The 23,460-nt window shown below is 59.6% G+C and carries 16 protein-coding genes and 1 pseudogene; 12 read left to right on the forward strand and 5 right to left on the reverse strand.

Annotated elements, in window-relative coordinates:
• Positions 1-201: 201 nt before the first annotated feature.
• Positions 202-1,689, forward strand: a complete 1,488-nt coding sequence (gene trpE, locus EV672_RS10875; RefSeq protein ID WP_133609094.1) for an anthranilate synthase component I — start codon at positions 202-204, stop codon at positions 1,687-1,689.
• On the opposite strand, the gene EV672_RS10880 is transcribed toward trpE, so the two are convergent.
• Positions 1,652-2,812 carry an acyltransferase family protein gene (locus EV672_RS10880; RefSeq protein WP_166643540.1) on the reverse strand — a complete coding sequence of 387 codons (1,161 nt, stop codon included), beginning with the start codon at positions 2,810-2,812 and terminating at the stop codon, positions 1,652-1,654. The genes trpE and EV672_RS10880 overlap by 38 nt on opposite strands.
• A gap of 245 nt (positions 2,813-3,057) precedes the next feature.
• Here EV672_RS10880 and EV672_RS18715 point away from each other — a divergent pair, with 245 nt between their 5' ends.
• Together EV672_RS18715 and EV672_RS10885 are read left to right on the forward strand one after the other, a co-directional pair.
• Positions 3,058-3,255: a hypothetical protein gene (locus EV672_RS18715; protein WP_166643541.1), complete on the forward strand. Its 198-nt coding sequence runs from the start codon at positions 3,058-3,060 to the stop codon at positions 3,253-3,255.
• 99 nt (positions 3,256-3,354) lie between these two features.
• Positions 3,355-4,551, forward strand: coding sequence for a tyrosine-type recombinase/integrase (locus EV672_RS10885; RefSeq protein ID WP_133609099.1), 1,197 nt, complete (start codon positions 3,355-3,357; stop codon positions 4,549-4,551).
• Between the two features lie 107 nt (positions 4,552-4,658).
• Here the strand turns inward: EV672_RS10885 and EV672_RS10890 are convergent, their stop codons facing one another.
• From EV672_RS10890 to EV672_RS10900, 3 genes are read right to left on the reverse strand one after another with little or no spacing between them, the layout of a single operon-like run.
• Positions 4,659-5,285 (reverse strand): GTP pyrophosphokinase, encoded by a 627-nt coding sequence (locus EV672_RS10890; RefSeq protein WP_125243784.1) that lies wholly within the window; start codon positions 5,283-5,285, stop codon positions 4,659-4,661.
• Positions 5,282-6,379 carry a hypothetical protein gene (locus EV672_RS10895; protein ID WP_133609101.1) on the reverse strand — a complete coding sequence of 366 codons (1,098 nt, stop codon included), beginning with the start codon at positions 6,377-6,379 and terminating at the stop codon, positions 5,282-5,284. Before EV672_RS10895 ends, EV672_RS10890 begins: the two co-directional genes overlap by 4 nt.
• The gene (locus tag EV672_RS10900; protein WP_166643542.1) at positions 6,337-7,470 is read right to left on the reverse strand and encodes an integrase domain-containing protein; all 1,134 of its coding nucleotides are present in this window, start codon (positions 7,468-7,470) and stop codon (positions 6,337-6,339) included. The genes EV672_RS10895 and EV672_RS10900 overlap by 43 nt, the downstream gene beginning before the upstream one ends.
• Before the next feature lie 1,016 nt (positions 7,471-8,486).
• On the opposite strand from EV672_RS10900, the gene EV672_RS10905 reads away from it, so the two are divergent.
• From EV672_RS10905 to EV672_RS10950, 9 genes and pseudogenes are all read left to right on the forward strand, one after another.
• Complete coding sequence (locus EV672_RS10905) at positions 8,487-9,515, forward strand: PRTRC system protein D (protein ID WP_133609106.1); 1,029 nt, start codon at positions 8,487-8,489, stop codon at positions 9,513-9,515.
• Positions 9,512-9,751: a hypothetical protein gene (locus EV672_RS10910; protein WP_058086778.1), complete on the forward strand. Its 240-nt coding sequence runs from the start codon at positions 9,512-9,514 to the stop codon at positions 9,749-9,751. Before EV672_RS10905 ends, EV672_RS10910 begins: the two co-directional genes overlap by 4 nt.
• Positions 9,752-10,387: 636 nt before the next feature.
• Positions 10,388-13,228: a metallophosphoesterase gene (locus EV672_RS10915; protein WP_166643543.1), complete on the forward strand. Its 2,841-nt coding sequence runs from the start codon at positions 10,388-10,390 to the stop codon at positions 13,226-13,228.
• A gap of 181 nt (positions 13,229-13,409) precedes the next feature.
• A pseudogene (locus EV672_RS19055) lies at positions 13,410-13,586 on the forward strand (IS91 family transposase); the annotation flags it as partial.
• A gap of 226 nt (positions 13,587-13,812) precedes the next feature.
• On the forward strand, positions 13,813-14,391 hold the full coding sequence (locus tag EV672_RS10930; protein WP_133609112.1) for a hypothetical protein: 579 nt from the start codon (positions 13,813-13,815) through the stop codon (positions 14,389-14,391).
• Positions 14,392-14,411: 20 nt separating this feature from the next.
• Positions 14,412-15,962: a class I SAM-dependent DNA methyltransferase gene (locus EV672_RS10935; protein WP_133609114.1), complete on the forward strand. Its 1,551-nt coding sequence runs from the start codon at positions 14,412-14,414 to the stop codon at positions 15,960-15,962.
• Between the two features lie 19 nt (positions 15,963-15,981).
• Positions 15,982-17,271, forward strand: coding sequence for a restriction endonuclease subunit S (locus EV672_RS10940; RefSeq protein ID WP_208110757.1), 1,290 nt, complete (start codon positions 15,982-15,984; stop codon positions 17,269-17,271).
• A gap of 14 nt (positions 17,272-17,285) precedes the next feature.
• Positions 17,286-18,677: an ATP-binding protein gene (locus tag EV672_RS10945; protein ID WP_243738630.1), complete on the forward strand. Its 1,392-nt coding sequence runs from the start codon at positions 17,286-17,288 to the stop codon at positions 18,675-18,677.
• A gap of 220 nt (positions 18,678-18,897) precedes the next feature.
• The gene (locus EV672_RS10950; protein WP_133609120.1) at positions 18,898-22,113 is read left to right on the forward strand and encodes a type I restriction endonuclease subunit R; all 3,216 of its coding nucleotides are present in this window, start codon (positions 18,898-18,900) and stop codon (positions 22,111-22,113) included.
• Between the two features lie 19 nt (positions 22,114-22,132).
• On the opposite strand, the gene EV672_RS10955 is transcribed toward EV672_RS10950, so the two are convergent.
• Positions 22,133-23,308: a PDDEXK family nuclease gene (locus tag EV672_RS10955; RefSeq protein WP_133609121.1), complete on the reverse strand. Its 1,176-nt coding sequence runs from the start codon at positions 23,306-23,308 to the stop codon at positions 22,133-22,135.
• Positions 23,309-23,460 lie beyond the last annotated feature (152 nt).

Here is a 23,460-nt window from a genome sequence, read left to right on the forward strand (position 1 = left end):
CGCCCTGCTACACTGAATTCATGTTCGTTCCACGCAAACAGACCAGAGGTGCACACGACCGGGGAGCCTGGCCCTGGCGTCGTTGATGTCCGCCTGAAGACGCCGCACATGCCGTTGGCGACCTTGTCTGTTTCCATGCCAGCGCTGCGCACCCTGCCGCGCCCTGGCCGACGTACCTGGGGCACGGAGGCCCCGCGAACCATGATCACCCACCACGAATTCCAGGCCCTGGCCGCGCAAGGGCACAACCGCATCCCGCTGGTCGCCCAGGCCTTGGCCGACCTCGACACCCCGCTGTCGCTCTACCTCAAGCTCACGCAAGGACGGCCGCAAAGCTTCCTGCTGGAGTCGGTGGTGGGCGGCGAACGCTTCGGGCGCTACTCCTTCGTCGGCCTGCCGGCGCGCACCCTGGTGCGGGCCAGCGGTCGCCATGTCGAAGTCGTCACCGATGGCGTGGTGGTCGAGTCGCACGAGACCAACCCGCTGGACTTCATCGCCGCCTACCAGCAGCGCTTCCAGGCCGCGGTGCCGCAAGGCCTGCCGCGCTTTTGCGGTGGCCTGGCCGGCTACTTCGGCTACGACACGGTGCGCCACATCGAGCCACGCCTGGCCCGCCGGCCCGACACGCCCAGCATCGGCACGCCCGACATCCTGCTGCTGCAGTGCGAGGAGCTGGCCGTCATCGACAACCTCGCCGACCGCCTCTACCTGATCGTCTATGCCGATCCGGCCCAGGCGGGGGCTTACGACCGCGCGGTGGCGCGCATCGCCGAGCTGCAGGCGCAGCTCAACGCCGTGGTGCCGGTGCCGCCGATCGCGGCCCTGCCCGAGGCCGAGCGCCACCCCGTCGAGCGCCACTTCGCCAAGGCCGATTTCGAAGCCGCTGTGCGCAAGTGCAAGGACTACATCGCCGCGGGCGACTGCATGCAGGTGGTCATTGGCCAGCGCCTGGAAAAGCGCTTCACCGCCTCGCCCTTGAGCCTGTACCGCGCGCTGCGTTCGCTCAACCCCAGCCCCTACATGTACTACTACGACCTGGGCGACCACCACGTCGTGGGCTCCAGCCCCGAGATCCTGGTGCGCCAGGAGCACAACGCCGAGGGCGGCGAAACCGTCACCATCCGTCCGATTGCCGGCACGCGCCCGCGCGGCGCCACGCCCGAGGCCGACGTGGCCAACGAGCGCGAACTGCTGGCCGACCCGAAGGAACGCGCCGAGCACGTCATGCTGATCGACCTGGCGCGCAACGACATCGGCCGCATCGCCAAAACCGGCACGGTGAAGGTCACCGAGGCCTTCGGCATCGAGCGCTACTCGCACGTCATGCACATCGTCAGCAACGTCGAGGGCGCGCTGAAAGACGGCATGACCGGCCTGGACGTGCTGCGCGCCAGCTTCCCGGCGGGCACGCTGAGCGGCGCCCCGAAAATCCGCGCCATGGAGATCATCGACGAGCTCGAACCCGTGCAGCGTGGCGTCTATGGCGGCGCGGTGGGCTACCTGAGCTTTGCTGGCGACATGGACGTGGCGATCGCCATCCGCACCGGCGTCATCAAGGACCAGACGCTCTACGTGCAGGCCGGTGCCGGCGTGGTCGCCGACTCGGTGCCCGAGCTCGAATGGCAAGAGACCGAGGCCAAGGCCCGCGCCGTCATCCGCGCGGCAGAGATGGTCGAGCAGGGGCTGTGAGCAGCCGCGCCCGCAGCGCCGCCTGTGTCGGCACCTCGAAGCGCCGGAACACCCACACGGCCAGGCCGAAGGTCAGCGCCAGGTAGCCCAGCAGCCAGGCCGGTGAGGCCAGCGGCAGGCGCTCTGGCTGGCCGCCGCTCAGGTTGGCCACCAGCAACTGCAGCGGGAAGTGCAGCAGGTAGCTGGCGTAGGTCGTGTTGCCCAGCGTGGCGATCAGGCCCGACACCGAGGGCGACGCGGGCCGCACCCAGCGCAGCAAGAGCAGCATGGCCAGCGGTGCCAGCAAGGCCGTGTAGAACATCGGGCGCAGGGCGCCCAGGGCGGTCACCGCCGTGCCGGCCACCAGCAGCAACACCCCTGCAGCCAGCAGCGCCTGCTGCAGCCTCGGGCCCAGCCGCCCCAACGCCTCGTGCGCCAGGTGCGTCAAGGCGCCCAGGTAGAAGAAGAACACGCACAGCACGATGGGGTGTTCGGTGCGCTTGCTGGCGTACACCGCGCCTGCCACGCCGATGATGCCCAGCACCTGCCACCAGCGCGTCAGCCCCAGGCGGCACAGCGCGAAGAACAGGCCATAGACCAGCACCTCGATGGACACGCTCCAGATCGGGCCGTTGAAGGACCACTCCGAGCGCCCCGGCCAGTCGCTGGCCAGCAGCAGCTGCAGCGCGAAGTGCGGCCAGTCGTTGAACTGGTAAACGTAATCCACGCCGTGCTGTTGCCGGTACCACCACGCCATGGCCGCCACCGCCAGCAGCGTGGCGATGTGCAGCGGGTAGAGCCGCGAAAAACGCAGCACGGCGAAGCGCCAGGCCGACACCTCGCCGCGCTGCACCGGCTGCGCGTACTTCCAGAAGAAGATGAAGCCCGACAGCGCCCAGAACACCTGCACGCCCAGCCAGCCGGCCTCGTAAAACGGCTTGAGCAGGCCGTAGAGCGGCTGCGCCCTCACGCTGAAACCCTGGTGCGCCGCGCCCACCACGTAGAAGTGGTTGTAGTGCCACAGCAGCACCGAGATGGCGCAGGCAAAGCGCAGCAATTCCAGGCCCAGCAGTGACTTGTCGCCAGCGGCGGTGGGGTGGTGAGGCTGCAAAGGAGGGCGCTGCATGGGGGCAGGGGGTGGCATAGAATGGGCATCATGCAGCAAGCACAGGTCATGTCCATCCTCGTTCTGAAGGATTCCCGCTGGTGGCGGTGACGCCAGCCATGACCACCTGACCCTGCGCGCCGGCCCCCCACCGTGCGGCCGCCCCAGACAAGGGTCCCGACCGGGGAAGGCCGAGCAACGCTGCCCACCAGCGTCCGGCCCCGCCTGAGGGGATGGTACAAAGCCACCCCGTGAACCCATCCTGAGATGCGAGGATTGCGGCCATGCTGCTGATGATCGACCAGCCCCAAGGTCGTTTTCTGGCGTCCCATACAGACTCAAAATCCGGCGTTCTCCTGGGAAGCGTGGCTCTTGACGTCTCACCAAAGCCCCTCTCATCCCGGGAAAAAGCGGGTATCAAAGCGGGTATCGGTTTTGAGCCGTTGCCATGGTCAAAGCACCCGTCTGACGGTGCCTTGTAAGCAGCATTGCACCCACTGATCTTGACGCGCCAGGCATGGCTGCAAAGATGAATTCAGGTCGGCTCGCCTGTGCGCGCCGGGGAATTCAGCGGAGCAGCCATGCCACTCACCGACATCAAGATCCGTCAGGCCAAGGCCAGCGAAAGGCCGCTGAAGCTCTCTGATGGCAATGGCCTGTACCTGGAGGTCAAGCCCAACGGCTCGAAGCTCTGGCGCTACCGGTATCGCATCGATGGCAAAGAGAACCTGTTTGCCCTTGGCGACTACCCGACCATCACCCTGTCCGAGGCGCGCAAGGTCCGCGACGACGCACGCGAACTGATCAAGAAGGGGCAGCACCCTGCACATGATCGACAGAACGGGCGACGCCAGACCATTGCAAGCAACCGCGACACCTTCAAGGCCATCGCGCAGGAGTGGATCGAGAAGAAGCGTGGTGGCTGGACGCCCTACTACCTGCTGCAAATCGAGCGGGGCATGAAGACGGACATCTACCCGCGCATTGGGCGACTGCCCATCCGCGCAGTGACATCGGCAGACGTCCTGGCGATCCTGGACCGTGCGTCAAAGCGCGGAGCGGAAACCGTGGCGCTCAATTTGCGCCAGTGGTGCTCGGCGGTGTTTCGCTATGCCGTCGCAACGCTGCGCGCGGACCTTGACCCTGCGGCGCCTTTGCGTGGTGCAGTCATTCGGCCACCCGTTGAGCACAGCAAGCCGCTGTCACGAGAAGATATCGCAGACCTGCAAAGGCGACTCGCTGTGTACGGCGGACACCGGACCACCATCATTGCCGTGCGACTCTTGCTGTTGACCTTTGTCCGAACCACTGAAGTGAGGCATGCCGAATGGGCTGACTTCCATCTGGAGGAAGCCGAGTGGCGCATTCCTGCCGAGAGGATGAAGATGCGCCGCATGCACATCGTGCCGCTGGCAAGGCAGACCATTGAGGCCTTGCGTGAATTGAAGACCGTCACTGGTGATGGACGTTGCCTTTTCCCGAACACCCGACGCCCGCATGACGTGATGAGCGGCACCACGGTCAACCGCGCGCTTTCCATCATGGGCTTTGCTGTTGGCGAAGTCTCGGGCCACGACTTCCGGGCCACTGCCTCAACGCGCTTGCACGAGATGGGCTATCGATCCGAAATCATCGAGCTGCAATTGGCGCACACCGAGCGCAACCGCGTTAAGGCGGCCTACAACCATGCTGACTATTTGCCGGAACGGCGGCAGATGATGCAAGCCTGGGCTGATTGGTTGGACGGAGTGGTGTCGGACAAAGGTCCGTTGCTGTGAATTTCTTGCACACCATTGGCGTTCACGATGTCGTATATCCGAACCTATTCGCGTGGATTGGTTCGATCAGGGAACGTGTGGTCGAAGGCGCGTTTGGCGCAGCACCTTCAGTGACTGCTAGTCCCGTTTAGCTCATCGTGGAGTTGGGCAAAGATCTGGTCGGCGCCCCAAGCCTGCGCTGCTGTGAAGGCCACTTGTCGGCATTGCAGCGGTGTCAATGGGTCGCTGGGCTTATATGCGAGATCGTGCTCGGCTTCGCTCCAGGCGTGTTGGAAGAGCGTTTTGACCTGCAACTCGAAGAATTGCGGTGTCCTTCCTCGATCCGCACTATCGTCGAACAGATCTTCCGGGAATGCCAAGATGAAGTGCTTGCCTACATATCCGAATTCGTTGACAGAGTCTGGGATGAGCTCTCTGCTTTCGATTCGACGGAAGTAGCGATCAACCTCCTCGCTGACCACCTCCACATCTTGCTTGTAAAAAACGATGACCCGAGCGCCCACAAGATCTTGTATCTGATCGAAAGGGTGCTCGTATTTGCGCCCTCCATCAGGTTGTAATTTGTTGGCCTTTGCCAAGAACCTATCCGGGCTTTTGGCACGAGCTGAGACCCTGTCGATGCGGGGTATGTCCTTCAGCATGTCTTGTAGGTGCGAGGTGAGTCGCTCGGCCAAAGATTGCAGTATCCCGATGTGGCGAGCGCGGTAATCCGCAAGAAGTTCCGCGTCGGTCATTTCGTCTTCTTCAAGCGTTCATCAACGACTGCGCCGGTCGTGGAAAAAGTGTGCACGTCTTTGCGCTTCGTTTCTTTAAAGCATTCTTCGAATTTGTCGGCTGGAGCAGTCAGTACGGCGCCATTGTCGAGTTCGACTTGCTTGTAGGCAAGGTGACGCGAGAATTCAGCTGCATCGAACCGAAACTTCTCGTGGACAAGGCGTGCTGGACTAACCTTGGACAAAATCGCCTGCTTCGTCCGTTCAGAGAAGTGAAAGCTGTCGCAAAAATCAGCGATGGTCATCGCTTTCTTGGGGAGGTTGCCAGCCAGATGAGCCGCTGAAGTGATCTCGCCCTTGATCTCCATGGTCGTCGTGGCAGCTATGGCTGCCCGTAATGCGCTTGCCAACCGCTTTGTTCCCTGTGCGGCGGTTGTTGAGAACTCGGAGCGCAGGAAGTCGACGATCCAGTAGTCAGCGACGGCTTTGCTGCCGTGGTTAATTTGCTTGTCTACAACGTGCCCGGACCAAAGTTGGTTCGGCTTGCCGTTCGACGTATAGGTGGCCGCTTTGTACGAGAAGGCACTCTTGAGAAACACTTGCTCTACGAACTGGACTGTAAGCTTACTGGTCGATTTTTCGGCAACTACCCCCTCGTCGGCGGGGAAGCGAGAAATGACGACGCGTGTGTGGTCGGCGCCCTGGCCCATACAAATGAACAATAGCCCCATGCCGGACGTGCCAGAGGTCGCATTCTGAAGTCGGCTGGCGAGTGGCGCGGCAGTCGCTACACCAGGGGTCTCCAGCAGCGCAAGCAGTTCACTGCGGACTGCATTTTCCTGCTTGTCTCCGTCGGATGTGAACATGACGGGAACATTGCAGTCCTTGCCAGCGTTGTCAAAGATGTCTCGAAGCATCTTGCAAAGCTTGCCATCATCTAAAGGGATCTCCGTGCCGGACATGCTCGCTTCTTCGGCATGGCTCCTCTTTGGGTACGTGAGAAAGCTATATATCGCCTCGACTGCCATCGAATCCCCTTCCTGCATCTGATTTTCAAAGATGATAACTGCAACTAAAGGTAAGGCAGTGTGCGATGAGCGCAGATGGAAGGGCATGGGTTCTCCTCGGTGGTGATGGGTGCAGGGTGCGATGCTTGGCCACCTGCTGGCGATGAGGAGGCCGACGATCCGAGGTAGGCGTTGACGATCTGAGGTCTCCCGTGGCCCAATTTCGCTGCAATGTCCTGCCTTGCTGCCATGTCCACTTCGCAGTCCACTGCTTCGCCGCCATTGACCGGTGCTGCCGACCCCGTCGCATGTTGGTACTCATCCTCCGCGTATTGATGTCGCAAACCATGTGGCACCACACCCAAGGCCTTCTTGGTTACGCCGAAGCGCTCCATCACATAGCGCAAGTGACGGATCGCCTGAACCAACGTCAGTTGTGGATCACTGATGCTGTCGCTCTCTCCAATGACCAAGTCCTGCGCCAACTTGATGGCCTGCACGCGTGCGGCGGTATCGATGGGCACGTAGCGCTTGCGCCCGCCCTTCGTTCCCCGATGCGTGAAGAGGTACAGCGCGGTGTCGCAGCCTGCCTGACCAGCCTGCGCGGCAGTCAGCACGTCGGCATGGGGGCGCAGCATGCATGCCTCCTTGAACCGTAATCCAAACGCCTGCATCAGCCGCAGTGAGGCCGCTGCATGCAGGTCATGGCATTCGACCTGCGCCAGAACCTGATCGACATCCACACCGCGCTCTCGCCAGCCCTTTGGCATGGTCGCAATGTAGCTGCGCGTGATCAGCGCCGGGTCGTCGAAATAGGCGCTCAGTGGTTTGACCAGCTTGGGCTTGCCGATCCATCCCGCAAAGGTCGTGAGGAAGCTGTGGTTCTTCTGCAGCGTTGCCGCGCCCAGCTCCCCACGCTCGGCGCGCTGGCGCCAATCGGCCATCAACAGGTCAACATGCCGCCCGCTGAATGAGCGCGGATCAAGCTTGAAGCATTTGACGGGGTTGTCGCGCAGGAACGAAAAGATGCGGAAGCAAAACTGCCTGCGCTCCTCCATCGTGGCGTGCGACACCCCTTTGCTTTTCGTGGAGTGGCGCCAGTTGTGGCGCTCCAGGATCAGCGCCAGAACGTATTTCCAGCGCTGTGGCTGAAGGGGTAGCCTGTCCAGTTCAACAGGCGGCGTTTGAGTCTTGGTCATGATCAATCCATTTCGTGCAGTCAACGGTTGAAGGGGTTGAGAGAGGCGCGTGCATCCCATCGCACGCAAGGTCAGCATTCGGTTGCGAACAAAGGCGCAGCCAGGCCAGTCGTAAAAGTGAACGCCGTGCACACGGTGTCAGGCACACGTGGCTGCTCGCTCGGGGCGAACCGCAGATCGACCGGTCTGGCCGGAAGGCTGCGCAGCAAAGTTGCACGGGCGTCACCCGTACGGGATGCCAATCAAGGCACCCAATTCGAACGCCGCCGCCAGACCGTCTGATGGCACCGAAGCCAACGCGGTGCAGGGTCTGTTCACGCCAATCCGCAAGCTGTCGGTCGGGCCGACATGACAAGGGATGCTCGAAGCAATGCGTGAGGCGGGGCGAGGGGGATCACGGGCGTCGCGAGAGCGCTCGCCGTTTGCCAGGGCCTCTATGGGCGCAAGGCAAGCATCGTCGGTTCAAGACCGACGTGGATCCACGTTGACACGCAGGCATGCGTGCCGCAAACAAGCTGACCACCATCTTGCGATGGCCAGCGGGGACACTTCGGACTCAAGGTCCAGCGTGACATGGCGTCACGACTCCAGGGCTTCCTTTGGCGACCGAGGCGCCCGGTATGGAAGCTACCGGCTTGACGCCATCAAAGCATGCGCTAGGCAGCACCTCAATGCAAGCGCAAAAAGTGCCATTATCCCGCCATTACCCCTGATCGCCGATGACCTGGTCTGCGCGCCCTTGGGGTTGACAAGGCTTCGCGATACCTCTCTCTCCGAAACCGGTCTGGCCAAGCGAAATGCGCCCGATTACAGGCTGACCGCAATCAGACCATCTATGCGCTTGACCCCGCCGTCGATGAGCGTGGTCCGTGCGCATTGGGGACTGAGCCGGACTGGGTTCGAGGCCATTGATCAGGCTGATGCCGAAATCCACCCCATTCAGAGCCCATTGCCGGTGGCTGGCTGACCCGCCTTTGCGCACCCTCATCAGCATCTGTTCTTCTTTGGGGACTTTCATGAGCATCGTGCGCGCTATTGATGTTGGATACGGCATCACCAAGTACATCCGCCGAGTTGACGGCGACTGCATCGAATGCGGCAGCTTTATATCGATGGCTGAGTTCTGCTCAAGCGACACCACCATGCAAGGGTTGGGTGGTCGGCGCGACACCGTCGCGGTGCCAATGGGCCCTCACTTCTACGAGGTTGGGCCAGACATTGAATTGGCCCTTGAGCCATGGCGGTCAACGTTGAAGGGCGAGGATTTCATCACCACGCCTGAGTACCTGGCCTTGATGCGCGGCGCGCTGTATTACATGAACGTCGAGGTCATCGACTTGCTCGTGGTGGGCCTGCCGGTGGCCTATTTCGCGGACAAGAAAGACAGCCTGGTCAAGCTGGCCGAAGGTGAGCACGCGGTTGGGCGGGGCCGCAAGGTTCTGGTCAAAAGGGCGCTTGCCGTGGCGCAGCCGCAAGGGGCACTGGTCACCTACGCAGCACAGCAAGGCGTGCTCGATCAGATTCAGCACCAGGACAGCTTGATCATTGATGTGGGCACTCGCACCTTTGACTGGGTGTCCACACGCGGCATGAGGCTGTTGATCCGCAAGAGCCATTCGGTTGATCGGGGCGTCAACAACATGCTGCGCATCATCGCGCGCGAGATATCCCGTGACATTGGTGCGATCTACCTGCATCTGGATGCCATCGACTTGGCGCTCCGCAAGGAACGTCCACTGACTTTGTATGGCAAGCCCTATTCCATCGAGAAGTTCAAGCCTTTGGCCATGACCGTGGCTCACCAAGCCGTGGGCGCGATGCTCAGCCAAATCGGAGATACCCAGCGGTTTGACAACGTCGTTCTCACAGGCGGGGGCGCCCAGATATTCAAGAAGTACATCAAGGAAGCGCTCCCCCGGCACAGCTTGCTGGAGTTGGCCGAGCCCCTTTATGCCAACGTGCGCGGCTTCCAGCTTGCGGGACAGGGCCGGGTTGAAGCCGAGGCAGGACTTGATGCCGTGGCCCAGGTGGAGCAGCGGCGGTGACGCGCCGTGCCGATGAATCCGAGCTTGTGATCTACGTGGCGATTGACCAGGACAGTGCGCCGCTGCTGCACGCCGACCTGGTTCGCTTTCGCAAGGGCCCCAAGCGCGTCCAGCGGCTGCGCATGCTGGCGCTGCAAGGGCTCATCTTTGAAACTGGCGCACAGCCCAAGCCGCCGCGCCCGCAAGGCGGCACCTCCGCTGCTGGTGGCGTCTTCAGCGAGCCAACCGACGACTGATGTGTGCCCGGAATCGCTGCTGTTCTTGGGCAATATAGTCTGCGACAAGGTAGCCCGGTGCACCCCTCGGGCGTTTCGCAGCGAACGGGTTCGACGGTGACCGTGGGTAAGCACACCGAAGACCGAGCCAGGGCAATAAAGTGCGCGACATCAAGGGCCGGCGCGTGACCGCTTCAGGCTGTTACCGGTAGTACCACTTTACGATTCGCCTCCTCTAGACCGGACGTTAGCTATGGCTTATTCCCGGCGCGCGGGGCACCTCTGTGGACCGACAGTGGTGCTGCGCAGATGGATGACGGGGTGCAAATCGAGCCGGACTGAGACCTGGCGGCACAACCGGCACCGGACTATGAGGTCGATCAGCGCACCATTTTGTGATGCATCAAAGCAGTGATTTCGCAAGCAAAGTTAGGAGGACTGACTGTGCAGCAGACACAAATCCATCTTTAGACTAGTGGACTCGCTTTTAAACTGTTGCGACCGCTCAAACCGCACCATTCAATGGCTCCTGGTCGCCCATAGCCACTGTCATAGTTGCCTTCAGGTGATTGAATTGACCATCCGTCCAGCCTACATCGGTCAAAACACTAAACGCCCATCACCCAGATGCACAGAGGCAACCACTTGAGAACAGACATGACTAGAGAAGCCGCAACCGTACGCTGGCTGCACCTATCCGACTTTCACGTCGGCAAAGACGACTATGCCACCCGCAAGATGTTCGACTACATCCTGGCCCATGTACGTAAGCGCAAAAGCGAAGGGTTCATTCCCGACCTGCTGTTCATCACAGGGGATTTGGCCAACAAGGGGCTGGCCATTGAATACGACACTTTCTGGTTGGAATTCATCTCCCCATTGCAAGATGAGATCGGCAACAGCATCAGCGAACGGACTTTCGTGGTACCGGGTAATCACGATATAGACCGTACTAAGCACCCTGCGTTTAACCAGGAAGAGATCGCCAAACCGGAAAGTCACTATCTGGACCCCAGCGATGAAGGTGCCGGACTACGAGGCGATATGCTCATACCCCGTTTTCGTGGCTACCTTGACAGTGACTGCACGCCGGTCAAAGGCGCATTCACCAAACCGGAAGGCGCTTATGCCCAGTGTTTGACGATTCATGGCCAGGAAGTCGGCATCGTCGGTATCAATACTGCTTGGCTCTGCAAAGATGAGAAGGACGAACGCAAACTCACTCCCGGCAAGCCTTTGCTAGAAAAGGCCTTAGACACCATCAAGTCGGCAAAGCTGCGCATCGTCCTTGGCCATCATCCAGTCGACTGGTTCATCCCAACGCAACAGAAGTCCATCAAGAGCCTGCTGGGCAAAAGCCACGTGCTGTACCTTCACGGTCACCTGCACGATGCTTGGGCAGAACCGAGTTACGGCGGTGGTCAAAGTTATCTTGCCATCCAGACTGGTGCAGGTTTTCAAGCGCGTGAAGGCGAACCTTGGCGCAATGGCTTGGTTTGGGGCGAGGCGGGCTTGCATGCCGGTGAGATCAAACTACAACCCTGGCGGTGGATCCCCGAGCAACAAGATTGGACGTTGGCGACGGATGCCTTTCATGAACATCACCGGCAAGGCGAATGGTGGCATTACTCATTGCCCAGTGATCAACCGACGAAGGTCAATTACGCCACCGCCGCGCCCGTAGCTCAGCCCCCGAAAGGCTGGTCGGTGTTCAAGCCAGAAGACCTAGCCACGCACTGCCAGTCGCTCGATGAAGGAGCCGCGCTGCGCTACTTCGACGGTGCGGTCCCTGACTGGAACACTGCACTCTCCACCTCCATTCCTCGCCGCCGCATCGTTGTCAACCTGGTAGACCGTTTCCAGCATGCCGATACCGCTGACAAGCCCATCGTCACACTGCTGCTGGCAGCAGGATGCGAAGGCAAGACCACCGCCCTGCTGCAAGCAGCTTATGCAATCGTAGAGAAGAAAAATGACTGGCGCATCCTACAACGCAGGGACGAGTCCCAGTCCTTGGTGTACGACGAAATCCTCCCCGTATTGGACAAGAACTACAACTGGTTGCTGCTGCTGGACGAGGCTGACCACGCGGCAGGCGAATTGCAAACTCTGCTCAAACGCCTACCCCAGTCGTTACATGGTCGGGTGCATGCTCTGCTGGCCTGTCGGGATACGGATTGGCTAGCTTCAGGGGCGGACAACCTGAATTGGTCGGCTACAGCCGATTTTCACAAGGAACGCTTGATCGGCCTCGATTTGCCCGATGCCCAAGCCATCGTCCAGTCCTGGCAGGCCTACGGCGACACCTGCTTGGGCAACTTGGCAAAAATACCCGAGGTCGAGCGGGCGGCGATCCTCGAACGTCAGGCCAAGGACGAGGTCAGCACCCGATCCGGGGCTTTCTTCGGTGCCCTGTTGTCGGTGCGAAGTGGCTCCGATCTGCATAACCACGCCCGCCTACTATTGGATCGCCTGGGGCAACGCAAAATCCCTAGTGGCGGCACACTGCGCGATGCCCTGGCCTATATCGCCACTATGCACGCCGAAGGGCTGGAATTCCTCTCCCGTCCAGTCTTGGCACAGGCTCTGGGCTGCCCATTGGAAAAATTGCATCGTGAGGTACTGGTACCCCTAGGCCAGGAGGCGGCTGCCACTACCACCTCGTCCTTCATTTTTACCCGCCACTGGCGAATTGCCGAGACGATGGTATCGGTACTGGAGAAGGAGTTTGGGGAAGATATTGGAGCGCGTTATGTTGAACTGAGCCAAGCTGCAATTGATTACTCAAATATTTCACATATCCCCGCTCCCGAGAATTTGAAACAGTGGCGATTTGAAATTTCCAACCATTTCCTGGCCCAAAACCGACATGAATTGGCCTTCCACATTGCCGAGGCCGTTCTTGACCGAGAACCGACGAATTCCCTGACTCGCACCCATGTCGCCAACCTATACCGCAGGGCAAAGAAACCAGACGAGGCGATACGAGTATTCAGGGAGATAAAAACCCTGGTTGAGGGGAACAGAGCGTTTTATTACGAGTGGGGGGTGACCGAGGGCGAATGCAGCCATGACGTAGAAAACGTCATGCTCGCCGCGTATTCCCTTGCTGACCAAAGCTCTCAGCGCCGAATCGACAACGTTCAGGCCCAAAAATCTTTAACTGGCTTGGGCGTTCCGTTCGGCGCCCTATATGACGCATACCGCGACCCCGCTTTCCGCGATGCCCGCATGGCTGTGGTCGTCTTGGGCCAAACCCTGCGTCTCGATGCTACGTCCAAGGGCTATTTCGAAAAACATGCCAAAGAGGCTACTGCGCAAGGGGCCAGAAAACCTGAGCTAAAGCAGGCCGTCCCGATGTTGCAGGCAGGCATCGTTGCCGCCGAGCGGATTGGATTGGACGTGCGGATCGGTGAACTGTTGCCCAAAGCGGAAGAAATGGCCTTTGATGGATTGAATGAACTGACATTGAACTTTGTCAATTCCCCAAAAAAGTAACTTGAGAGTCCGAAGCAAGAACCCCATTACAGCGTGGCGTTCAATCCCATCAAATTCCACATGCGCACCCAAGTCAACTTCACATCGCACATCGCACGGCGTCATTTCTGCATCTTCCTCACCCCGCCACCTCCGCCCAACAATTAGGCGTTTCATAGAGCGCCTCCTTGGCCAGCGACAGGTGAACATGCTGCCGCGTATTTTTCTGCGGATCATCGCGCAAAGCCAGCAGAACCACAGCCCCGATGCGGAAAATGTGGGAAGGGGTGCTCTGTAAATCGGTGCGGTGGCCTTCATCCGCCGTTCCGGCTCCAGCCTCAACGGTCATGTGTACTTCCATGTCTGCTTGGTTGATGGGTTTTTGAGGAGTTACAGGAATTCCCTGCAGCGGGTATTCGTCAACGGCAGCTACCGCTGCAAAGGGGTCATCACCGACCGGTCGTCCTCCTCGTGGCGAGGACCGCGCAGGAGGGCCGCCGTTGGACGACTGTCGCAGACTCTATTGCGCGTGAACAGCTGCTCACCGGGGTTGACTCGCCAAGCTTGCATGTGACCGTGATCGGGTCAATGCAAGGAGACCCGACATGCGCAAGTTTTGGTACATCACCGGCGAGCTGGCCGAGTTGCAGCGGTACATCAATGTGCCGATGCGATGGTGCGAGCAATACCCTGCCCGCGAACGGCGCGAGTTCTGGATTGCCGCCGATGATGGTCGTGACATCAAGCTCATTGTTCACGGCCGAGTGATGCCTGCGCGGCGGGGGCATCAGGTCAATGTGCTGCTGCTGGGCGATTGGGTGGTCGGGTTGGCCAACCTGACGACGGGGCGGCAGGTGAATTTCGTGTCAGAGGATCCGCCAATGTTGCTGCGCAAGTGCGATGCGCTGGCGGTGCTGGTCATCCTAGCTGGCGGCCTGGCCGCAGCGGTTGCCTGGGACGTTCGGAGCCTGGTGCTCACCGTGCCGGTAGTGCTGATGTACCTGCCGTTGCGTGTTTTGGGCCGTTGGCTGACGACGTGCCGACTGCGTTGGCAGGTGAGCCATTGGCTGGCATCCATGGCCTGGGCGCCGCGCACTAGAGACAATGCCGCCTTGGCCCTGCCATCGCGGACGGCCCACAACGTCTACAGCTTCTGTCTGAAAAGCCGGAAAACAGAGGATTGAACGCCCGATAAGATCGCCCCATGATTGACGACATCAAAAAAACACTCTGGGCCACCGCCGACAAGCTGCGCGCCAACATGGACGCCGCTGAATACAAGCACCTCGTGCTCGGCCTGATTTTCGTGAAGTACATCTCGGACACCTTTGCGGCCCGCCGCGCCGAGTTGAGCACCCGCCTGCGCGACCCCAAGGATGAATACTTCTATGGCGATGCCAGCCAGGAAGACATTGATGCCGAGCTGGAAGACCGCGACTATTACCGCGAGGTCAACGTGTTCTGGGTGCCCGAGCCCGCCCGATGGGAAGCCATTCGTGCCGCAGCCAAGCAGCCCACCATAGGTAAGCACATCGACGACGCCCTGAGCCTGATCGAAGCAGAGAACCCCAAGCTCAAAGGCATCCTCGACAAACGCTATGCCCGAGCCCAGTTGCCCGATGGCAAGCTGGGTGAGCTGGTTGACTTGATCTCGACCATTGGCTTTGGTACCGACGCCAGCACCGCCCGCGACGTGCTGGGCCAGGTGTACGAATACTTCCTAGGCATGTTCGCTAGCGCCGAAGGCAAGCGGGGCGGACAGTTCTACACGCCCGCCAGCATCGTCAAAACCTTGGTGGCTGTGCTGGCCCCCCATCAAGGGCAGGTGTACGACCCGTGCTGCGGTTCAGGCGGCATGTTTGTGCAATCCGAGAGGTTCATTGAGGCGCATGGTGGCCACCTGGGCGACGTGTCCATCTACGGGCAAGAGGCCAACCCCACCACCTGGCGCTTGGCCGCCATGAATCTGGCCATTCGCGGCATCGACTTCAACCTCGGCCGCGAGCCCGGCGATACGTTCACCAAGAACCAGCACCCGGACCTGCGTGCCGATTTCATTCTGGCGAACCCGCCCTTCAACATCAGCGACTGGTGGCACGGCAGCCTGGAAGGCGACCCCCGCTGGCACTATGGCGACCCACCGCAAGGCAACGCCAACTACGCCTGGTTGCAGCACATGCTGCACCACCTCAAGCCAACAGGCCGCGCGGGCATCGTGCTGGCCAATGGCTCGATGTCATCCAGCCAGAACAACGAAGGCCAGATCCGCGCGGCCATGGTCGATGCCGACGTCGTCGAGGTGATGCTTGCCTTGCCGGGCCAGTTGTTCTTCAACACCCAGATCCCGGCCTGCCTGTGGTTCCTGGCCAAGCAGAAGCAGCGCAAGGGCGAGGTGCTGTTCATCGACGCCCGCAAGCTGGCCACCATGATCAGCCGTGTGCAGTGCGAGTTCACCGACGAGGTGATCGAGCGCATTGCAGGCACGGTGGCTTCATGGCGTGGCGAGGCCGAGGCAGTCGCGTATGAAGACGTGCCAGGCTACTGCCGCAGTGTGAGGCTGGCCGAGATTGCCCAGCATGGCCATGTGCTGACGCCTGGCCGCTACGTTGGCGCCGAAGAAGTGGAAGACGACGACGAAGCCTTTGCCGACAAGATGCAAAAGCTCTCGGAGAAGCTGGGTGAGCAGATGGCCAAGGGCGCCGAGCTGGATGCGCTGATTCGGCAAAAGCTGGGGGGGCTGGGGTATGAGTTCTGAGTGGCGCTCTCACCGATTGGTGGACATCGCTTTGCCAGGTAAGGACGGTTTAGTTGATGGACCGTTCGGCTCAAATTTGCCTAGCAGCGCATACACACAGGCTGGAGTCCCCGTTATTCGGGGCAGTAATCTAACCAAAGGAACCGAGCGCTTTAAGAGTGATGAGTTTGTCTACGTGTCCAGTGAGACAGCAGGGCAGCTTTCACGCAGCTTGTGCTTGCCAAATGACATCGTTTTTACGAAGAAGGGAACCCTTGGGCAGATTGGGTTGGTTCCCTTTGGAAGGCATTCAACTTACCTGCTTTCATCTAATCAAATGCGCATGCGGGTTGATGGTGCTTGCGCCGATCCAGAATTCGTCTATTACTATCTGGCGCAACGTGAATCGATTGAAAAAATCATTCGCGACTCCGAACACACGGGCGTTCCAAAGATCAACCTTGGATACTTGAAGAGCTTCCCGATTTCTTTACCGGATGTGCGCACTCAGCGAGCAATTGCATCTGTGCTCTCTGCGTTCGACGAACGTATCACTGTCCTGCGCGAAACCAATACTACGTTAGAGGCCATCGCCCAGGCCCTGTTCAAATCCTGGTTTGTCGATTTCGACCCCGTGCGTGCCAAGCTGGCTGGCCTCGCGCCCAAAGGCATGGACGAGGCCACCGCTGCGCTCTTCCCCGAAGCGTTCGAAGATACTGAGTTGGGGGCGGTGCCGAAGGGGTGGGGGTACTCATCCGTTGGTGAGTCATTCGTCTTGACGATGGGGCAGTCGCCTCCAGGGGATACCTACAACGATGCCGCTGAGGGACTAGCCTTTTATCAAGGCCGGACAGACTTTGGGTTTCGATTTCCGACACAACGTGTGTTTTGTGTGAAGCCCAGTCGCATCGCAGAAGTTGGCGACACATTGGTCAGTGTTCGGGCTCCAGTGGGAGATGTCAACATGGCTATTGAGCGTTGCTGCATCGGTCGAGGCGTTGCATCGGTTCGCCATCCCAAGGACTATCGAGGATTTGCTTTCTACGCGATGCGAAGCTTGGGCGAACAGTTCAAGATGTTTGATTCGGAAGGCACGGTCTTTGGCTCCATCAACAAGAAAGACTTCCAAGCGCTGCCGGTTATCTCTCCGGACGACGGTGTGCTTAGGGCGTACGACGAGCTTACGTCTCCAATCGACCGGCGAGTTGTCAAGAACGAACAGCAGCTGCGGACACTTGCCATTCTCCGCGATACCCTCATCCCTCGCCTCATCTCTGGCCAACTGCGCTTGCCCGAGGCCCAGCACCAGATTGAAGAGGCCGCAGCATGATCACGCTAGACACCTTGAACCACTGGCTGGTTTCGGCGCCCGAGAGCGAACACCTTGAGTTCAAAGAGGCCAAACAACAGTACGACACAACCAAACTGCTGCGCTATTGCGTTGCCCTGGCGAATGAAGGTGGCGGGCATTTGGTGCTGGGCGTCACCGACAAGCGCCCCAGGCATGTGGTTGGCACCCAAGCCTTCTTGAACCCGGGCGACATCACCGCGCGCATCCTGGCGGCCTTGCGAATTCGGGTTGACGTGCAAGAGCTGTCGCACCCCCAGGGGCGTGTGCTGGTGTTCGCGGTGCCATCAAGGCCCACCGGCACGCCTTTGCACCACGAAGGCGCCTACCTCATGCGTGCTGGTGAAGACCTGGTGCCCATGTCTGCCGATCAGCTCAGGCGCATCATGTCCGAAGGTGGGCCAGATTGGTTTGAGCGCTCAGCCCGTGAGGGCGTCAGCCCTGACGAGGTCGTGGCCCTGCTGGACACGCAGGCCTTCTTTGAGCTGATGGGCTTGCCATACCCCACCAACCGTGAAGGCGTTCTGGCACGCATGGCGCAAGAGCGCCTGATTGCGCCGCAAGCATGCGGTTGGTGCATCAGCAACCTGGCCGCTGTGTTGTTGGCCAAGCGCCTAGACGCTTTCTCGCCGGAGCTGGCACGCAAGGCGCCCAGGGTCGTGATCTATGAAGGCATGAACAAGCTGGTCACGCGTGATGACAAGCCAGGTGTGCGAGGCTATGCCATCGCCTTTGAGAGCCTCATCGACTTCGTGCATTCATCTGCGCCAATGAATCACTTTGTGGAGCAGGTGGTGCGTGAAGAGGTCAAGATGTTCCCCAGGCAGGCCATTCGCGAGCTGATTGCCAATGCCTTGGTGCATCAGGAGTTTGAGGCCACGGGCCAATCCGTCATGGTCGAGATGTATGCCGATCGCCTGGAGGTGTCCAACCCCGGCCTGCCCAACATCAAGGTGGAGCGCTTCATCGACGAGTTTCGCTCACGCAATGAGCGGCTGGCCGAGTTGATGCGGCGGATGGGCTTGTGTGAGGAAAAGGGCAGTGGCATCGACAAGGTGGTGCATCTGGCCGAGGTCTACCAATTGCCTGCGCCAGACTTTCGCACCAGTGAGACCCGAACAACGGCCATTTTGTTCGCTCACCAAGATTTTGCCGACATGAGCAAGGCCGACCGAATTCGCGCCTGTTATCAGCACTGCGCGCTCAAGTACGTCAGCAACGAGCGCATGTCCAACCAGAGCCTGCGGGAGCGATTCAAGTTGCCGGAGTCCAAAGCGGCCACGGCTTCACAGGTCATCGGCGCAACCAAGGATGCGGGGCTCATCAAGGCTGACGAGTCTGAAACCGTGTCCACCCGCTATGCGCGCTACCTGCCGTTCTGGGCGTAGAGAGTGCTTAAAAGCAAAACCTTTGCTACAGGGTCGGAGGTGGAATTTGTCTTTAAATTCAACGGCTTAAGTGCTTAAACGCAAAACACGGCGCGACTGGCAGAAAGCGAAAAGCCCCGATGAACCCACCGAGGCTGCAGCGCCAACCGGGAACCCCCAATCCACTTGGGCTACATTTTAACTACCTCGCGTCAAGCAAGCAATAAGCATCAGGGTGCCGATGACCGAAGACCAACTCGAACAAGAAGCACTGGGCTGGTTGGCCGAGGTGGGCTATGCGGTTCATTCCGGCCTGGACATTGCGCAAGACGGCGCCAACCCTCAGCGCGCCGACTACCGCCAGGTCATCCTGCCGTTCCGGCTGCGCGAAGCCATCCAGCGCTTGAACCCGAGCATCCCCACCGCAGCGCGAGAAGACGCCCTGCAGCAGGTGCTGGACCTCGGCATCCCATCTTTGTTGCCTGCCAACCGCGCTTTGCACAAGCTGCTGGTGGGCGGCGTGCCGGTGCAGTACCAGAAAGACGGCGATACCCGGGGTGACTTCGTTCGCCTGGTCGATTGGGCTGACGTGTCGCGCAACGAGTTCTGGGCCGTCAACCAGTTCACCATCAAGGGACCGCATCACACCCGCCGCCCCGACATCATCCTGTTCATCAATGGCCTGCCGCTGGTGCTGCTGGAGTTGAAGAACCCTGCCGACCAAGTCGCCGACATCTGGAAGGCCTACGACCAGATCCAGACCTACAAGGCCCAGATCCCCGATGTGTTCCAGTACAACGAGGTGTTGGTCATCTCGGACGGCACCGAGGCGCGCCTGGGTTCCTTGTCGGCCAATGCCGAGCGCTTCATGCAATGGCGCACCATTGATGGCGTGAGCCTGGACCCGCTGGGCGAGTTCAACGAGCTGGAGACCCTGGTTCGTGGCGCCCTGGCGCCTCAGTACCTGCTGGACTACCTGCGTTACTTCGTGCTGTTTGAGGATGACGGCGCGCTGATCAAGAAGATCGCCGGGTACCACCAGTTCCATGCCGTGCGCGCTGCCATCGAGCACGTGGTGGCCGCGTCGCGCACCGACAGCCCAGCCAGCATCCAAGGCAAGGGTGGGGTGGTCTGGCACACGCAAGGCAGCGGCAAGAGCATCACCATGACCTGCTTTGCCGCTCGGGTGATGCAAGAGCCCGCGATGGCCAACCCCACCATCGTTGTCATCACAGACCGCAATGACCTCGATGGCCAGCTCTTCGGTGTATTTAGCCTGGCGCAGGACCTGCTGCGTGAGCAGCCCGTGCAGGCCACCACGCGGCAAGAGCTGCGTCAGCTCCTGAGCAACCGGCCTTCTGGCGGCATCGTCTTCGCCACCATCCAAAAGTTCATGCCAGGTGAAGACGAAGACATGTTCCCCGTCCTATCCGACCGCCGCAACATTGTCGTGATCGCCGACGAAGCGCACCGCACCCAATATGGCTTCGAGGCCAAGCTGAAGACCCGCAAGCTCAAGCCTGAGGCCGGGAAGAGTCCCGCCACGGCAGTCGTCACGAGCGATGGCGACAGCACTGTGGTGGCCTCCACGGCGGATTTCGCGCCGCCCGAGTACAAGACCAGTTACCAAGTGGGCTATGCCCAGCACCTGCGGGATGCCTTGCCTCAAGCTACCTTCGTGGCATTCACGGGTACGCCCGTGAGCAGCACTGACCGCGATACCCGCGCCGTGTTTGGCGACTACATCCATGTCTACGACATGCAGCAGGCCAAGGAAGATGGCGCCACGGTGGCCATCTATTACGAGTCGCGCCTGGCCAAACTGAGCCTGAAAGAGGACGAGCTGGCCCACATCGACGACGAGGTGGATGAGCTGGCCGAAGACGAAGAAGAGAGCGACCAAGCCAAGCTCAAGAGCCGTTGGGCGGCGCTGGAAAAAATCGTTGGCGCCACACCGCGCGTGGCCAGTGTGGCCAGCGACTTGGTCAAGCACTTTGAAGAGCGCGACAAAGCCCAGCCAGGCAAAGCCATGGTGGTGGCCATGAGCCGTGACATCTGCGTGCACCTCTATGACGAGATCACCAAGCTGCGCCCCGATTGGCACGATGCGGACCCAGAGAAAGGCGCCATCAAAATCGTGATGACGGGCTCGGCCAGCGACAAAGCCTTGCTGCGCCCACATATCTACAGCGCCCAGGTCAAGAAACGGCTTGAGAAGCGCTTCAAAGATCCAGCCGACCCGCTGCGCCTGGTCATCGTGCGCGACATGTGGCTGACCGGCTTCGATGCGCCCTGCGTGCACACCTTGTACGTGGACAAGCCCATGAAGGGCCACAACCTCATGCAGGCCATTGCCCGCGTGAACCGTGTGTTCAAGGACAAGCAAGGCGGCCTGGTGGTGGACTACATCGGCATCGGCAATGAGCTGAAGGCCGCGATGAAGGAATACACCGCCAGCAAAGGCCGTGGCAAGCCCACGGTCGATGCCCACGAGGCCTACAGCGTGCTGGCTGAAAAGCTCGATGTGTTGCGCGCCATGCTGCACGGCTTTGACTACAGCGGCTTCCTCACAGGCGGCCACAAGACCCTGGCAGGTGCCGCCAACCATGTGCTGGGCATCAAGACCGAGCAGGGCCGCGAAGGCAAGAAACGTTTTGCGGATACGGCATTGGCCATGAGTAAGGCCTTCACCCTGTGCTGCACGCTGGACGAGGCCAAGGCAGTGCGCGAAGAGGTCGCCTTCATGCAGGCCGTCAAGGTGATCCTGACCAAGCGGGACATCTCTGCGCAAAAGCGCACCGACGAACAGCGAGACCTGGCCATCCGCCAGATCATTAGCTCTGCCGTGGTGTCTGAAAGCGTGGTTGACATCTTCGATGCCGTGGGCCTGGACAAGCCCAACATTGGCTTGCTGGACGACGACTTCCTGGCCCAGGTGAAAAACCTGCCCGAGCGCAACCTGGCGGTGGAGTTGCTGGAGCGCTTGTTGGAAGGCGAAATCAAGAGCCGCTTTGCCACCAACATCGTGCAGGAAAAGAAGTTCTCCGAGCTGCTGGGCAACGTCATCAAGCGATACCAGAACCGATCCATCGAAACCGCGCAGGTGATGGAAGAACTGGTTGAGATGGCCAAGAAGTTCAGGGAGGCGGCATCGCGCGGCGAGACCCTGGGCTTGACCGACGACGAAGTGAAGTTCTACGACGCGTTGGCCATGAACGAATCAGCCGTGCGCGAATTGACCGATGACACGCTCAAGAAAATCGCCCACGAGCTGACGGAAAACCTGCGTCAAAACATCAGCGTGGACTGGTCACAGCGCGAAAGCGTGCGGGCCAAACTGCGGCTGATGGTCAAGCGCATTTTGCGCAAGTACAAATACCCGCCTGATGCCGCCGATGCGGCGGTTGAGCTGGTGCTGGAGCAGGCTGAGTCGCTTGGTGATGCGTGGACGGGTTAAATGCCCGTCTCGCAGAGCGCTACTTCACGATGACGCTGTCAGGGACACCCACTTCGTCCAGATCCATGACATCAGAATCGTCGTCCTGTATCCCATCTTCTGTGGAGATGCCATATCCATCTGTTGTCAGATCTACTTCGGGGATAAATCTGGCGTGAGCCTTTTGCAGGTATGCCTTGGCACTGTCTCTGTCAGCCTCATAGGACAGCTGTTGATTGATGAAGTCAAGCTTTGACTTGGCGTCATTGATTACGTCAGCCCAACATTTGACCCACACAGTGATGTTCTGCTCAGCATCGTCATACACCTGACCTTTTGGTCTGCCACGTTGACTAGCTTTCTTTTGGGCGTAGGCATCGAGATCGTTGGATATGGCGATGAACGTCCATTTTGCAGGCACGCCTCGAAAGCGCTCATCGCTAGCCACTGCAATTGCGTATTTTTCAATCTGAGTAAGAACCTCGCTGTCGATTTTCTTTGACGGCCGCTTTAGCTCGACGATCAGATAGTCATACTCACCGCTGCGTGGCTGGACAGCTTTGCAAAGCATCAGGTCTACGCGCCCTTGCTTTCCTCCGCCGATATCCACCGGCGCGCCATCATCTTGTCTTGGGCCCAGTACTGAAATGTGTTTGCTGAGGACTTCTTCAAGCCGCTGCTCACTTCCCGCCAAAGCGAACTCTTCATGAAATAACCAGCCTTCGTTCTCCAGCATTTTGTGCAATTGATCGCGCTCGAGAAGCTTCTTTTTGCTCTCCTTGCCGAAGACAAGAGCATCCAAGCCCGCCAGAAAATCAAGTCGTCCGGCAACCGTTTTCGCAGCGCTAATAATTGACGATAAACTTGTTTTCCCTAGGAGCGCAGCGAGATCGTCTTGCTCTGAACGCTTAAGACCTAAAACTTCGCTGATGATGGTTTGGACGGAATCCGGGTTCTCACGAACCGCATGTGCGAGTAGCTGGAACGTGAATTTTTTGGACTTGTAGTCAGCATCCTCAAAAGATGGAAGGTAGCTCTGAACGCTTACCGCAAGAATGTCGAAGACTTGACGCTCAGCGGTTTCAAGAGGGTCCAGGTTTGACTTTTCTTCAAACGGGTAAATCTTCTCTTGCTTCCATTTTTCTACTACCTCGCTTTGGTTCTCAGCAAGGCGCTTTCTGAAATGGGCTCTTAATTTGCTCTTGGCATTGCCCATTACCGACTGAACGTCAGGATGTAGGTCGGCAAGTACAAGTGAGTTGGATTTATCTAAGGATGGTCTGCACAACCACCGCTGACGCGGCGACCGCCTGCTGTTATTTCAGATGACGACAAATTTTTGCATTCAAAGGGCAGATTCGGAGCGTA

The organism is Aquabacterium commune (genome assembly GCF_004362855.1).
Lineage (GTDB): Bacteria > Pseudomonadota > Gammaproteobacteria > Burkholderiales > Burkholderiaceae_C > Aquabacterium > Aquabacterium commune.

What these genes read in the sequence shown, in the direction of transcription:
- trpE (WP_133609094.1), top strand. Translation starts at nt 202, where the DNA reads ATGATCACCCACCACGAATTCCAGGCCCTGGCCGCGCAAGGGCACAAC.
- EV672_RS10880 (WP_166643540.1), bottom strand. Translation starts at nt 2,812, where the DNA reads ATGCCACCCCCTGCCCCCATGCAGCGCCCTCCTTTGCAGCCTCACCAC.
- EV672_RS18715 (WP_166643541.1), top strand. Translation starts at nt 3,058, where the DNA reads ATGCTGCTGATGATCGACCAGCCCCAAGGTCGTTTTCTGGCGTCCCAT.
- EV672_RS10885 (WP_133609099.1), top strand. Translation starts at nt 3,355, where the DNA reads ATGCCACTCACCGACATCAAGATCCGTCAGGCCAAGGCCAGCGAAAGG.
- EV672_RS10890 (WP_125243784.1), bottom strand. Translation starts at nt 5,285, where the DNA reads ATGACCGACGCGGAACTTCTTGCGGATTACCGCGCTCGCCACATCGGG.
- EV672_RS10895 (WP_133609101.1), bottom strand. Translation starts at nt 6,379, where the DNA reads ATGCCCTTCCATCTGCGCTCATCGCACACTGCCTTACCTTTAGTTGCA.
- EV672_RS10900 (WP_166643542.1), bottom strand. Translation starts at nt 7,470, where the DNA reads ATGACCAAGACTCAAACGCCGCCTGTTGAACTGGACAGGCTACCCCTT.
- EV672_RS10905 (WP_133609106.1), top strand. Translation starts at nt 8,487, where the DNA reads ATGAGCATCGTGCGCGCTATTGATGTTGGATACGGCATCACCAAGTAC.
- EV672_RS10915 (WP_166643543.1), top strand. Translation starts at nt 10,388, where the DNA reads ATGACTAGAGAAGCCGCAACCGTACGCTGGCTGCACCTATCCGACTTT.
- EV672_RS10930 (WP_133609112.1), top strand. Translation starts at nt 13,813, where the DNA reads ATGCGCAAGTTTTGGTACATCACCGGCGAGCTGGCCGAGTTGCAGCGG.
- EV672_RS10935 (WP_133609114.1), top strand. Translation starts at nt 14,412, where the DNA reads ATGATTGACGACATCAAAAAAACACTCTGGGCCACCGCCGACAAGCTG.
- EV672_RS10950 (WP_133609120.1), top strand. Translation starts at nt 18,898, where the DNA reads ATGACCGAAGACCAACTCGAACAAGAAGCACTGGGCTGGTTGGCCGAG.
- EV672_RS10955 (WP_133609121.1), bottom strand. Translation starts at nt 23,308, where the DNA reads ATGGGCAATGCCAAGAGCAAATTAAGAGCCCATTTCAGAAAGCGCCTT.